This is a genomic window from Paenibacillus endophyticus, from assembly GCF_014192395.1.
Lineage (GTDB): Bacteria > Bacillota > Bacilli > Paenibacillales > Paenibacillaceae > Pristimantibacillus > Pristimantibacillus endophyticus.
This window is the reverse complement of record NZ_JACHXW010000010.1, coordinates 39,416-52,879: the sequence shown is the minus strand read 5'-3', so window position 1 is coordinate 52,879 and position 13,464 is coordinate 39,416. Positions and strand designations below refer to the sequence as shown.

The following is a 13,464-nucleotide window of genomic DNA, read 5'->3' as shown; positions in this document are numbered from 1 at the left end:
TCTATTAAAGAGGATGGTTAACGGGGCAGAGGGAGAGGATTCTATGGCTAACAAAAGAGTAAGACTCATCAGTGTGCCTTTCTGGATGGGCGGAAGCCGCGCGGGAACAGAGCTTGGGCCCGAAAGTATTATTCAATCGGGGCTGGCCCGCCAAATCAGAAGCATGGGCTTCGAGTTGGTAGGCAATAGCGAAGTTAACTGTCCTAGACATGGCGTGCTTGATCCTAAGCAGCCGAAAACAAAATATTTCCCAGAGGTTAAGGAAATGAGCGGTTTGGTAGGCGAGCAAGTATACCGGGCCGTCATGGCCGATTCCTTCCCGCTTATTCTCGGTGGCGACCACAGCGTTTCGATTGGCTCGTTAGCAGGATTGACCGGCCATTACGACAATTTAGGAGTGATTTGGTTTGATGCGCATGGGGATTTGAACACGGAGGAGACTACGCCATCAGGCAATATGCACGGGATGCCTCTTGCGATTGCGATGGGGCTTTCCAAGTTCAAGTTAAGCGATATCCCTGGGGCGGGTCCGCTTATCAAGAAAGAAAATGTCGTCATTATCGGTGCCCGTGATCTCGATCCTTATGAGAAGGAGTTTATTCGGAACGAAGGGATAGCTTGCTTCTCCATGCATGACATCGATCGTTTGGGAATGAAGGCAGTGATGGAGAAAGCGATTGAAATTGTAAGCAAAGGTACGGATGGCGTACATGTAAGCTTCGATATGGACTGTCTCGATCCGACAGAAGCAGCTGGTGTCGGTACGCCTGTTCCAGGAGGAATAAGCTACCGTGAAGCGCATCTTGCGCTGGAGCTGTTAGCTGAAACAGGCCGAGTTACCTCGATGGACATCGTAGAGGTGAATCCGCTGCTCGACGTGGGGATGCGCACCTCGCGGCTTGCTGTGGAAATGGCAACTTCTCTGCTTGGGAAACGAATCATATAGGGCGATTGCAGGAGGTTAAAGGCGTACGATGGAAAAATTAATGAGAAGCTTCTTTCTGACGTTGGGTAAAAGCAGGAGGGTTGGGGGCCTTGCCCGCAAGTACGGACTTAGGCTGGGCGCAAGCCGTTTTGTGGCAGGCGTTGAAATCAACAGCTCGATTGAAGCGGTGAAGAAGCTTAATAAGCAGGGCAAGATGGCAACGCTTGATCACTTGGGTGAATTTATAAGCAGCAAGCAGGAAGCGGAGCATTCTACCGAAATGTGCAGGCGTACGCTTGCATCCATTGCGGCTTCGGGGGTGAATGCCAATCTGTCGTTAAAGCTTACCAGCTTAGGGCTAGATCTTGGCAGCGAGCTGTGCGAGAGTCAAATGCGGCGCATTTTGGAGCTTGCGGAACAGACGGACAATTTCGTGCGCATCGATATGGAGGACTATGCACATTGCCAGCCTGCTTTGGATCTCTATCAAAAGCTGCGAGCGTCGAGTGACCGCGTGGGGATTGTCATTCAAGCCTATTTGTATCGGTCGGAGCAGGACGTGCAAGAGCTGGGCTTAACGAATGCGAATTTAAGGCTAGTAAAAGGCGCGTATAAGGAGCCGAAGGAGGTTGCTTTTCCGCTAAAAACGGATGTCGACCAATCCTATATGCGCCTAATCGAGCAGCATTTGCTTAGCGGAAGCTACACGGCGATTGCGACGCATGACAGGGACGTTATTCAACAGGCGAAAGCGTTCATTCGTGACCAGGGTATACCGGTGAGCCAGTTTGAATTTCAAATGCTTTACGGCATTTGCGAGGAGCTTCAGGATGAGCTTGTGCTTGAAGGCTATCGCGTAAGGATATACGTTCCTTATGGGGAGGACTGGTTTGGCTATTTCATGCGAAGGCTCGCTGAGCGGCCGGACAATGTATGGTTTGTTTTGAAAAATATGTGGAAATAGAGGGGATTTTACGATGAAAGAACGTATGGAAACACCTTTTGCTAACGAGCTGATGACCAACTTTGCCTCGGAGGACAATCATGCCGCATTTGCAGACGCTCTCGCTTTAGTGAGGGCAGAGCTAGGCAAGGAATATCCGCTTCACATAGCGGGGCATGCCGTACATACCTCGGATCAGATTATTTCGATTAATCCGGCCCAGACGGATGAAATCGTGGGAAAAGTATCGAAAGCAAGCCGTGAGCTGGCAGAACAGGCGATGAATGCTGCGCTGACGGCGTTTGAAAGCTGGAAAAACACAACGGTTTGGGAGCGGGCCTCCTGCTTGATGAATGCTGCCGCACTCATGCGTGAACGCAAGCATTATTTCTCGGCGTGGCTCGTGATTGAGTCGGGCAAAAACTGGGCGGAAGCAGATGCTGACACGGCAGAGGCCATTGATTTCATGGATTATTATGCTCGTGAGATGGTAAAGCTTGCCGAAACCAATGAGCATAAGCCGCTCGTCAAGCTGCCTGGTGAGGATAACCGTTTGAGCTACATCCCGTTAGGCGTAGGCATCGTGATTCCACCGTGGAACTTCCCGCTCGCCATCTGCGCGGGTATGGCAACGGCTTCTATTGTTGCGGGCAATACGATTATTCTTAAGCCAGCTTCAACGACGCCTATTATAGCTTACAAATTCTATGAGCTAATGGTAGAGTCGGGGATGCCTGCTGACGTTATGCAATACTTGCCGGGCAGCGGCGCGGAGATTGGGGATTATTTGACCAGCCATCCCAAAACGAGATTCGTAAGCTTCACGGGCTCGAAGGAAATAGGTCTTCGCATTAATAGACTTGCTGCCGAACAGGCTCCTGGACAGATCTGGATGAAGCGTGTGGTCGCGGAGATGGGCGGTAAGGACGGCATCGTCGTGGACGAAACAGCGAATATTGATGCAGCCGCAGACGCTATTGTAGCATCAGCATTCGGTTTCCAGGGCCAGAAATGCTCCGCAGGCTCGAGGGCGATTGTGGTAGCCGATGTATATGACGAATTGGTTGAAAAGGTAAAAGACAGAACAAGCAGGCTGATAATGGGATCGCCGGAGGATAATGCAGCGGTTGGTCCGGTTATTGATAAAAGCTCTTTTGATAAAATAATGAAGGCCATTGAGATCGGAAAAAGCGAGGCGCGGCTATTGATAGGCGGCAATAAGGGACTAGAGGGCGGTTATTTTATTGAACCTACCGTATTTGCTGATGCGGGTCCAGATGATTATCTGATGCAGGAAGAGATTTTCGGCCCAGTGCTGGCGATTGCGAAAGCGGAAAGCTGGCAGGAGGCTATCTCTATGTATAACCATACGGAGTTTGGGTTAACGGGAGCTTACTTCTCCTCAGACGAGGAACGTATACAAACGGCACTACAAGACATGCATTGCGGAAATCTTTATATTAATCGCAAATGCACGGGAGCGCTTGTTGGCGTACATCCTTTCGGAGGGTTCAATATGTCAGGTACGGATTCTAAAGCAGGCGGGCATGACTATATGCTGCTATTCACGCAAGCTAAACTAACGTCGATAAAGGTATAATTGAGGTTTTGTTTATGTCCTCCTATTCGTTTGTTATCTTATTTGACATAATTACTGCGATTTTGAGAGGAAATAGTAGAATATTCAAAAACTCATTGTTCATATGAAATATCGGTGTTATACTATCTCACGTAAAGAAGTATATTGTGTTAAGTATATTGTATACAAATTTTGACGCTTTAAACCTATAGATAACATCGCAGATGCAGTCAAAATTGATCATGGCTAAACGGAAATGGAGTGATGAGTATAGAGTTGTCTAGTTGCTGTTTGACTTCTCTCTGCCAGATCGTCTGAATTGCTAGATAAAAAAGGAGGAAGACCATGTCTAAGAAATTTGTATCGCAAAAGATGCTCGCACTCTTACTATCCTTAATGCTAGTTTTCTCCATCGCAGCGCCTGGTGCGGCCTTCGCGTTGGAAGATGCCGGCACGACTCCAACTGTAGAGGATACTGCGCCACCTGCGGTGGTAGAAGAGCCTCAGGAAACCGAATCGCCAGCGATAGCTGCATTAGCCGAACCGGATAGTACAGTTGGTATAAGCGCTTATGAGTATCTCGATTACTTGGCTAATACAATCGGAACACGCGTTGCTGGCTCAGCCAAAGAGGTTGAAGCCGGAAACTATGTGAAAGCGGAATTTGAAAAGCTTGGCTATGGCGTAACGGTACAACCGTTCAGCTATGGGAGTTCAGGCAAAACGTCTAACAATATTGTAGCAACGAAAATAGGCATATCTCCTAAAGTGATAATTGTCGGAGCACATTACGATTCCGTGAGCGCTGGCAAAGGGGCAGATGATAATGCCTCTGGTGTAGCTGTAATGCTTGAGTCCGCTAAAGCGGTAGCGCAGTTGAATACGCCTTACACCGTTAAATTTATTGCATTTGGCGCTGAAGAGGTAGGTACGCAAGGTTCTCAATATTATGTTTCTCAGATGAGTACCGTAGATAAGCAAAATACGGTTGCCATGATTAACCTGGACAGCTTAGCTGTCGGTGACTTTATGTACATCTATGGAAGCAAAGGCTCGAAAGGTTTTGTCCGCGAGCTAGGGTTGGACATTGCGGAGCGTCTTGATCTGGATCTGATTACGAATCCAGGTTTGAATCCTAAGTATCCGGCAGGTACGACAGGCGACTGGAGCGATCACGCTGCATTCTCAAAAGCAGGTATTCCGATTGCATACTTGGAAGCGACTAACTGGAATCTAGGAGCTATGGATGGTTATACCCAAACTTCAGACTCGGAATATGATGGGGAAGTTTGGCATACGCCAAATGATACACTCGCGTATATTCAATCCAAATATCCAGGACGGCTTGAGCAGCATTTAACTACCTTTACGAAAGTGCTGACAGGCATCATCCTTGAAGTCGAGGAGCTTGCTCCAGAGAAGCTTCAACTGAGCACGGATAAAGCATCGATTACTGAAAAAAGAACAATTGACGTTCAATTCGAGCTTCCGGCAGGCGTAACGCTTGCGAATCTGCAATGGTCTTACGGCGGGAAAGCTTTGACGGAATGGAAGAAGTGGGTTACTAACGCATATACAGGCGACCCGTTCATCTACTTGGAGGAGCCGGCCGTTCTAGACGGCACAACGGTTAAAGCCAAAGTAACGTTTGATTGGATTTACAACACAGGTAACCTGTCGGGTAATGTACGCTCTAGATATCCCGCTATGATAGGTACGCGTGACTTTGCGGTACTTGACCAGAATGGCCGTACGATCGCAACCGCACCAATTAAGCTTAATGCGTATGACAGCTACCATACTTATGACGAAATTAAACCTGCCATTGATGAGATTACAGAAGCCATTGCCAAGAAGAACGGACGTTACGTGGAAACTCAGGTTTTGGGACAATCCGTTCAGGGTCGAAATATTTATTTCACGATATTGGCTAAGGACAAGGCGTCAGTAGACAAATACTTAAACGAAACATTGCCTGCTATGATGAATGATCCTAAAGGATTGCAGGAAAAAATTAAGAGCGGTGCATACACCGACTATAAAGTACCTATTTGGTTAAACAATATCCATCCGGATGAAGCGCCGGGCGTTGACTCTATTATTAATTTCTTCAGGGAAATTGGCTTAAATGATCAAATTGAGTACAGCACCAGCAAAGATACAAATAATCCTCAAAAAGTTACTTTGGACATAAACGAAGCGCTCGATGATGCGATATTCTTAATGAATTTCACTCAGAACCCGGATGGTCGTTACTTAAATACTCGGGCCAATGCCAACGGATTCGATTTAAACCGTGACAATTCATACCAAACACAGCCCGAAACACAAATCGTAACTAAAGCCATTGCGAAGTGGTCGCCTTTGTCCTTCTTAGATATGCACGGTTTTGTGGGCAGCTTCCTGATTGAACCTTGTACGCCTCCACATGATCCGAATTTCGAGTACGATCTATTAATCGGCAGCATGCTAGAGCAAGCGAATGCAATGGGTAAAGCAGGAATAGCACAAACGGAAATTCCGAGCTATGAAATTCCATATGAATCTCACAAAAACAACAGCGGTCCGAATAAATCAGGCTGGGATGATGCTTCACCTGCCTACACAGCCGTATATGCAATGCACCATGGTGCACTAGGACATACGTTGGAAATCCCGGCTCTTAATGAAGAATCTACAACCGCTCTCTTCTATGCAAGCGTAGCAGCTACTAAATATGTATCTGACAACAAAGAAAAGCTGTTTTTAAACCAATTGGAAGTTTATAAACGCGGAATAGATAACATTGACAGCCGTTCAGTCGATCAGTATTTGACTAATGCAGCTGACCAAGTCATCGGCAGGCCACGCGGCGAGGAAATCAATTTCTTCCCTGATTACTATGTGCTTCCAGTAGCTAGCGGTTTGCAAAAAAACCGTCTTGCAACTTATGAAATGGTGCAATACCTATTGAACAATGGAGTGAAAGTAGAGCAAACCACGAAGCAGGTTACCGTGAATGCCGTTACTTATCCGATCGGGACCTATGTTATTAATATGAAGCAAGCTAAAAGAGGATACGCTAATCTAGTCCTTTATGATGGTATTGACGTATCTGATTTTCCAGAGCTTTATGCGGCAATTGTACAAAGCTTTGCCGATATGAGGGGGTTCGATAAGTATGAGATTCGCCAAGTAGGCGCATTTTCAGGCAAAACGGAAGCCGTCACATCCATTACCATTCCTAAGACGACGATAACGGAAGATGCCAAACATTATGTAATACGGAACACGAATAATGATGCAATCAAAGCGATTAATGAATTGCTGGCAGCGAAGAAATCAGTGACGATGCTTAGCAGTGGCGCCACTGGTTATGAATTAGGGGATTTCCTAGTCTCCAAAACGAATCTTCAGCTTGTTTCTCAAAAATACTTGCTGGATATCGTGCCATTCGACGAAGAGAACAGCAGAGAAGGAAAACTGCTGAAGCAGGCTAGCGTCTCAGTCACTGGAGCAGATGGATTATTTGTATTGAATAGCTTAGGTTTTCCAATAGCTGCCGATATGGCAACAAGTGATGTTCTTATTAATACGAGCGGATTGGTAAGTACGGAGCTTATCAACACGGGGAAACCATACGTCGGGTTCGGAATAAATGCAATGAATACAATGAAGGGCTCGGGTCTTCTACCAGGATTCAACTTTGGAACAACATCCCGCTCCCATGAAGGCTTGTTCAATGCAGTGCTCGAGCAGGGGCATACAATTACAGCAGCGTATGACAAAAAAGAATACTTGTATACAGGTACAGGTTCTTATATGACTGCTATTCCAGGCAGCGCCAAGGTATTGGCAACAGCCAGCATGGATGCTGATTTCTTGAAAGCAGGCTGGTGGCCGAACAGTTCCGTTGCGAAAGGGAAGGTAGTTGGTTTTACGTACGACGAAGGCAAGATTCATGTAACATTATTTTCGAATGATTTACTCATTAAAGCGAGTGCGCAAAAGCAGTTCAGAATTGTAGCAAACGCAATATTCGCGGCTGCTCCTGCTGCTTCTCCGGACCAAGTGGATGACGGTCCAGTCGTAACACCGTCCCCAACTGCAAACCCTGGTACAGGCGGGCCTGGACCGGTCGTAACACCGTCGCCAACCCCGACACCTACTCCGGTCGTAGTTCCTGTATTTAAGGATCTTGGCAAGGTTGAGGCGTGGGCAGGTGAGGCGATTGAAGAACTGGCAGGCAAAGGCATCATTTCCGGCCTAAGCAGCACGACGTTCGCACCGCTGAAAGAAGTAACGCGGGCTGAATTTTTAACGATGCTCGTTCGTGCTTTCCAATTAGCGGATGAGACGGCATCTGTAACCTTTAGCGATGTGGATGCCTCGGACTGGTATTATGCCTCTGTAGCAGCTGCTGTCAAAGCAGGACTTGCGCAAGGAGTAGGGGAAGGCAAATTTGACCCTAACAGACCGATTACTCGCGAGGAAATGGCCATTATGGCTGCGAATGCTTTGAAAATCGTGAATAAGGATGCGATTGTTAGCGATATTGACGGCGCGTTGGACAAATTCGCTGATAAAGACCTAATGGCCTTGTACGCTAAAGAAGCAATCGCGCTTCTCACGCAGCAAGGTGTAATCAACGGCATGACAGACGGCACTTATGCTCCTAAAGGCATTGCCAACCGTGCGCAGGCAGCCGTTATTATTAGCAAGCTGTTGAAACAAAATTAATTCATAGCCATTTTAAATAAAGGGACTGCCGGCGGCAGTTCCTTTATTTAAACCTATTTCTCCGCATCCATAATGTCCCGACAGGGAATCGAAGGAGAACAGCGATGATTAAATTAAACGTGTGGAGCAAATGGAGGTTTACGATAGCCAAAAAGATTTATGGCGGTTTTATAGTTGCGATTGTGTTCATCCTGCTCTTGTTAAGCTTTATCTTTTATAATCTGAAAAGCTTGAATGGTTCTTATACGGAGCTCATCGACCGTAATGTGGCCGTGCTCGTACATATGGAAGCGATTCAGCTAAATGCGGTACAGCTTAACAGCAGCTTTAGCAGCTACTTGTTGAATCGAAACAAGGATGCGCTGGCGGAAGTAAACGACTCCAGTGCGGACATTGTCAGCCGGGCGGGAGCTGCGCTCGGATTGCTGCAGAACGAGGAGGATATCGAAAAGCTGAACGCTCTTCTGAGCTGGAATGTGCAGTATATGGAGCGAATCAAGGAATTTAGCGGCGTTGAAACGGCGAAATCGAGTTCTTATGCCAATACTCGCATATTCCCGCTCGCTAAGCTGATTCGCACGAATGCAGCAAAGCTGGCATCCAAGCAAGAAACTCTTATGGCCTCGGAGGTCGCGGCTAACGGCAAGGAGGTTCAGCGAACGAATGCCTCGATGCTTGTTGGCAGCATGATTCTGATTGCTGCAACGATGCTGCTCGGCACCTTGTTGTCGAGAAATATTTCAAATCCGATCAAACGTTTGTCGAGCATGGCAGCCGCCGTTGCTGGCGGTGATTTGCGCAGCGCCCCCCTTTATATTCGGAATAAGGACGAAATCGGTTCATTAGCGAACTCATTTGCGGGAATGAGAGCGGGATTGCAAGCGATGATCGAGAAAGTGAACGCAGCCGCCGATCAGTTAGCGACAAGCTCCGAGGAGCTTCGGGAAGGCGCAAGGCAAACTTCATCGGCGACTTATTATATCGTAGAATCTATTCAGCAGGTTGTCTCCTCAGCAGAACAGCAGCAGCAAGGAACAACGGCTATTTCTCGGTCGATGGATGAAATCGTGAATGCGATCGGTATGATCACAGCCTCGGTTGGCATCATATCGGAAACGTCTGAGCAAGCCATTCAAATTGTAGACGGAGGCTACTCCTATATGGAGAATACTAGCCGTGATATGGGGAGGATAGACCAGATTGTCGATGATACGTCGTTGTTCATGAATGAGCTGAGAGAGAGCGTGCAGCAAATCGAGAAAATCGTTACACTCATTTCTACGATAGCCGGACAGACGAATCTGCTTGCATTAAATGCAACGATTGAAGCTGCTAGAGCGGGAGAGCATGGTCAAGGCTTTGCGGTTGTTGCCCAAGAGGTGAGGCAGCTGGCGGTTCAATCGGCGGATGCATCGAAACGGGTAACGAAGGCGCTCGGTGCTGTACGCAATCATACGCTTCGTGCCGTGACGATGATGGACAAGGGCAAAAGCGAGGTGAAAAAAGGGATGCGCTCAGTAGCGGAGACGAGCAGGCAGTTCCAGCTTATTCGCAGCTCGGTGGAGGAAGTAGCAAGTCAAATGCAAGGGATCTCCCTATCATCCGAGCAAATCTCGGTGGGCTCGAAACAGATAGCAAGCTCTACGACATTGAGTGCGAAGCAGGCGCATGAAGCGTCGGCATTGACGCAAAGCGTATCGGCCGCAACGGAAGAGCAGCTCGCTTACATGGAAGAAATGACTGCCTCGGCGATTGCCTTGCATGCCGTTGCAAGCGACTTGCAGGGTCATGTCGCTAAGTTCAGAATGGAATAGCAGGTAATGATGGATTGTGCCGAATAGAAACACGACAACCCCCGAGCCAAGTGGCGCGGGGGTTGTTTAACGTAATGATTAAATAAGATGCTTAAATAAGCAAGCTGAGCCAGTCATCTTCGGTTATAGGCCCGAAGTAGAATGGGAGATCCAAGGCTGCGGTCAGCTGCTTCAAAGCGGCAGCCTCGTACCGCGCACCGATCAGCTTCGCGGCAGCCTCAGCGCTGTCGCCGCGTCCGAAGAAATCACCGTAGATGGCAGCGCCAACGATCAACCCCTCTTCAACCTGGAGCCTGACATCGAAAGTACCGGCGCCTTCGATCCGCTTCTTCTGCTGGACGTTGAATGCGGGAGAGCGGCCGTAATTCCATTCCCAGCTGCGATAACGCTCATCTGCAAGCTTCCTTACCTTTTCCCAATCATCGTCCGAGAGCTCATAGAAGGGGATGTCTTGCGTTTGCTCAAAGATGGATTGCAGGAGCTTTTGCCGGAATTGTTCAATAGTCAGCGGTTCATGCAGAAATTCTGCAATATTGGCAACGCGGCTGCGAATGGATTTGGTTGATTTGGAAACATACTTCTCTGCGTTGACCTTAAGCGCAGATACGACGTTTTCGATCTCGGAATCAAAGAGCAGCGTACCATGGCTGAACATTTTTCCTTTGGTAGAAAACTGCGCGTTTCCGGAAATTTTCCGTTCGCCGACCTGCAGATCATTGCGGCCTGTCATGGCGGCATCGACGCCAAGCTCCTGAAGCGCCCGGACGACAGGCTCGGTGAATTTCTTGAAGTTATGGAAGGACTTGCCGTCATCCTTCATGATGAAGCTGAAATTCAAGTTGCCTAAATCATGATAAACGGCGCCGCCTCCAGAGAGTCTACGGACGACGTGAAGCTTGTTTGCTTCTACATATTCCGCGTTGATTTCCTCGACGGTGTTTTGGTTTTTGCCAATAATAATGGACGGCTCATTGATGTAGAAAAGAAGGTAATCGTCATGGTCTGGCAGGGAACGCAAAATGTATTCTTCCAGTGCCAAGTTTATGGCAGGATCGGTTATGCCGTTGTTGCTTACAAAACGCATAGGTATATTCCTCCAATGTGAAAGCTCTTAAAGGCATTATACCTGCTTGCGGAGCTGATATTCAAACAGGGAGGGGGAATCCAGCGCTCTTCGATAAGTAAAGCGATGGCGTACTATGCAGCAGCCCAAATAATTCGTATAATCTGATGAGACAGAAGCTGGAGCTAGAGGTGATGCAGATGGATGCTAAGTTTTGCATGGCATGCGGCCATGAGCTGGAAACTAGAGATGTGGATGGAACGATGAGGAGAGCGTGTACTAGCTGCAGCTTTGTACATTGGGGCAATTACAGCATTGGCGTTGGCGCGCTTGTGGTGAAAGAAGACAAAATTTTACTCGTTCGCAGGGCACAGGAGCCGGGTAAAGGAAAATGGACCAACCCCGGCGGCTACATTGAGCAGATGGAAGCGATACAGGACACGATACAAAGAGAGGTGCTCGAAGAATGCGGCGTGCAGGCTATTGTCAAAAACGTTGTGGCACTGCGTGATCAGCCGCGGAGCATCCATAATCTATACGTAGCATTTGAAATGGAATATGTGAGCGGAGAGCCCGTTCCTGACCATGTTGAGGTTGATGCAGCAGGTTTTTTCACGCTGCAGGAGCTGGAGTCTATGGATGTTGCCAGCTTTACGCAGTGGCTTGTAGACGTTGCTTTTCATGGCCGGTCAGAGGGGCTTAGGCTGGACCTTTCTCCTGTTGTGCCCTTAGCAGGGTATGGATTGTTTCGAGTTTAGAATGGTATCGGTTATAAAGGGAGACCTTCCAGACGGAAGGTCTCTTTGTCTTTAGCAGCTAGAAGATCCAATATACCCAATACGACAAGGCGATCAGGGTGAATACGACGGTAAGGGGAATGACGAATGCTGTTATTTTCACATATTGACCCCAACTAATAGGCACTCCGCCTTTGCGTACGATATGCATCCACATCAAGGTTGCTAATGTGCCGATCGGCAGCAGAAGCGAGCCCATATCACTGCCGATTACACTAGCCAAATAGGATATTTTCAACGTTAACGGATCCAGGCCCATGTTCATCAAGGTAATTGTTCCGACCATTAAGGCGGGGTGATTGTTGAACAGATTGGAGAGTACCGTGAGCAATCCGCCCATTAAGACACTGGCATGAATCGGACCTCCTGTTACGAGGGGCTGCATGATTTGTATGAGCCAATCCGTAAGGCCGATATTGCGCAAGCCGTAAATAATGACATACATCCCGAAAGCAAACACAAGGATATACCAAGGTGTTTTTCGAAGCATGTCTGCCGGCGAGATTTTCAAGTAGATCCATCGCCAGCCGAGCAGTAAGGACGATCCGATTACAGCAGTCGCTGCGACTGAGAAGTGGAGGTAGGATGCGATGAATAGGCTTATCCGAACGCAGAATACGAAGATGAGAATATTGCGCATAAAGCGATTGCGGTTATCGGGGGCAGGCGTATGCTGGAGCGGATGGCTGCCCGGCAAGAGGCTCCATCTGGCAACAGGCGGCAGCGTTCTTGGGAGCACGCGGTAGAAAGCGGCAAATAAAAGGAGAGCTAACAGAACCAGTCCAAGCGAGGCGGGTACAAACATCATGGCCGTGTGCATATAAAGATCCATGTGGACGATCTTTAAGGCGATTAAATTCACGATATTGCTTACGCCGATCGGAGCGCTGGAAGCTGTGGCAATTAACGCGCCGGACAGCAGGTAAGGGACTTTTTGCTTGTTCTTAAGTCCCATGTTTTGCAGCAGAAGGAGCAGGATCGGCGTTGTAATGAGGATGCTTCCGTCATTGTTGACGAAGAGTGTCATTAGAAAACAGAATAGGTTGGTCAGCCAAAATAACCGAATGCCGGAGCCCCGGGCTTTCTTGGTGAGCAGCTCTGCTGCCCAATAGAAGAATCCGAAGCTCTCCAGAACGATGGCCATAACGATGGTGGCGATAATGGTGACGGCGGCGCCGCCAATCGTTTCCGTAATTTCCCAGAGATCATGGAGCGATACACTTCCGCTTAGGAGAACGATTGCCGCGCCGATCGTGGCTGGAATGGCTTCATTGACCTGGGGGCGCCAAAAGAGGAAGCTAAGCGTGAATAAAAACGCGCAGATGGTCATTACAATTGATAAATCATGCATGTTTTAACCTCTTTTCAAGGATAGAGCTTTCTTATATTCAAGCAGCAGCACTCCTTTTCTTAAATTAGCTTAAGGCTTCTGGATGAAAGGCAAGCCTTAAAAATCTAGCATCTCCTTTCTTTTATCATTTAATAGATCTATGTAATGAAAGTATACGTACGAGATAGAGCATACGTACTGGTCAATATCCCTATCTCTATTAAAATCTGCTAGTATCAATTGAAGACATACACCCTCTAGTGATAAGTAACGACAATGGATAAATGCCTGCAT

The 13,464-nt window shown here is 47.9% G+C and carries 8 protein-coding genes; 6 read left to right on the top strand and 2 right to left on the bottom strand.

All coding sequences use genetic code 11. The features are described from left to right. Positions 1-43: 43 nt before the first annotated feature. The 5 genes from rocF (at position 44) to FHS16_RS17115 (ending at position 9,980) form a co-directional block, all read left to right on the top strand. Positions 44-946 (top strand): arginase, encoded by a 903-nt coding sequence (gene rocF / locus FHS16_RS17135; protein WP_183565014.1) that lies wholly within the window; start codon positions 44-46, stop codon positions 944-946. Positions 947-974: 28 nt separating this feature from the next. Beyond that, positions 975-1,889 carry a proline dehydrogenase family protein gene (locus FHS16_RS17130; RefSeq protein ID WP_183565011.1) on the top strand — a complete coding sequence of 305 codons (915 nt, stop codon included), beginning with the start codon at positions 975-977 and terminating at the stop codon, positions 1,887-1,889. Positions 1,890-1,902: 13 nt separating this feature from the next. Continuing rightward, positions 1,903-3,468, top strand: coding sequence for an L-glutamate gamma-semialdehyde dehydrogenase (pruA, locus tag FHS16_RS17125; protein ID WP_246431803.1), 1,566 nt, complete (start codon positions 1,903-1,905; stop codon positions 3,466-3,468). Positions 3,469-3,792: 324 nt separating this feature from the next. Further along, the gene (locus FHS16_RS17120) at positions 3,793-8,166 is read left to right on the top strand and encodes a M20/M25/M40 family metallo-hydrolase (RefSeq protein WP_183565008.1); all 4,374 of its coding nucleotides are present in this window, start codon (positions 3,793-3,795) and stop codon (positions 8,164-8,166) included. Positions 8,167-8,270: 104 nt separating this feature from the next. Then, positions 8,271-9,980, top strand: coding sequence for a methyl-accepting chemotaxis protein (locus tag FHS16_RS17115; protein ID WP_183565006.1), 1,710 nt, complete (start codon positions 8,271-8,273; stop codon positions 9,978-9,980). Between the two features lie 91 nt (positions 9,981-10,071). Here the strand turns inward: FHS16_RS17115 and lplA are convergent, their stop codons facing one another. Beyond that, on the bottom strand, positions 10,072-11,064 hold the full coding sequence (gene lplA, locus FHS16_RS17110; RefSeq protein ID WP_183565003.1) for a lipoate--protein ligase: 993 nt from the start codon (positions 11,062-11,064) through the stop codon (positions 10,072-10,074). Positions 11,065-11,243: 179 nt separating this feature from the next. Here lplA and FHS16_RS17105 point away from each other — a divergent pair, with 179 nt between their 5' ends. Next, the gene (locus FHS16_RS17105) at positions 11,244-11,801 is read left to right on the top strand and encodes an NUDIX hydrolase (RefSeq protein ID WP_183565365.1); all 558 of its coding nucleotides are present in this window, start codon (positions 11,244-11,246) and stop codon (positions 11,799-11,801) included. Positions 11,802-11,859: 58 nt separating this feature from the next. Here FHS16_RS17105 and FHS16_RS17100 read toward each other — a convergent pair whose 3' ends face one another. Then, complete coding sequence (locus tag FHS16_RS17100) at positions 11,860-13,191, bottom strand: ArsB/NhaD family transporter (protein ID WP_183565000.1); 1,332 nt, start codon at positions 13,189-13,191, stop codon at positions 11,860-11,862. Between the last annotated feature and the right edge of the window lie 273 nt (positions 13,192-13,464).

Bases quoted from the DNA above. Each gene is read 5' to 3' on its own strand.
- rocF (WP_183565014.1), top strand. From the start codon at position 44: ATGGCTAACAAAAGAGTAAGACTCATCAGTGTGCCTTTCTGGATGGGC.
- FHS16_RS17115 (WP_183565006.1), top strand. From the start codon at position 8,271: ATGATTAAATTAAACGTGTGGAGCAAATGGAGGTTTACGATAGCCAAA.
- FHS16_RS17120 (WP_183565008.1), top strand. From the start codon at position 3,793: ATGTCTAAGAAATTTGTATCGCAAAAGATGCTCGCACTCTTACTATCC.
- FHS16_RS17100 (WP_183565000.1), bottom strand. From the start codon at position 13,191: ATGCATGATTTATCAATTGTAATGACCATCTGCGCGTTTTTATTCACG.
- FHS16_RS17105 (WP_183565365.1), top strand. From the start codon at position 11,244: ATGGATGCTAAGTTTTGCATGGCATGCGGCCATGAGCTGGAAACTAGA.
- FHS16_RS17130 (WP_183565011.1), top strand. From the start codon at position 975: ATGGAAAAATTAATGAGAAGCTTCTTTCTGACGTTGGGTAAAAGCAGG.
- lplA (WP_183565003.1), bottom strand. From the start codon at position 11,064: ATGCGTTTTGTAAGCAACAACGGCATAACCGATCCTGCCATAAACTTG.
- pruA (WP_246431803.1), top strand. From the start codon at position 1,903: ATGAAAGAACGTATGGAAACACCTTTTGCTAACGAGCTGATGACCAAC.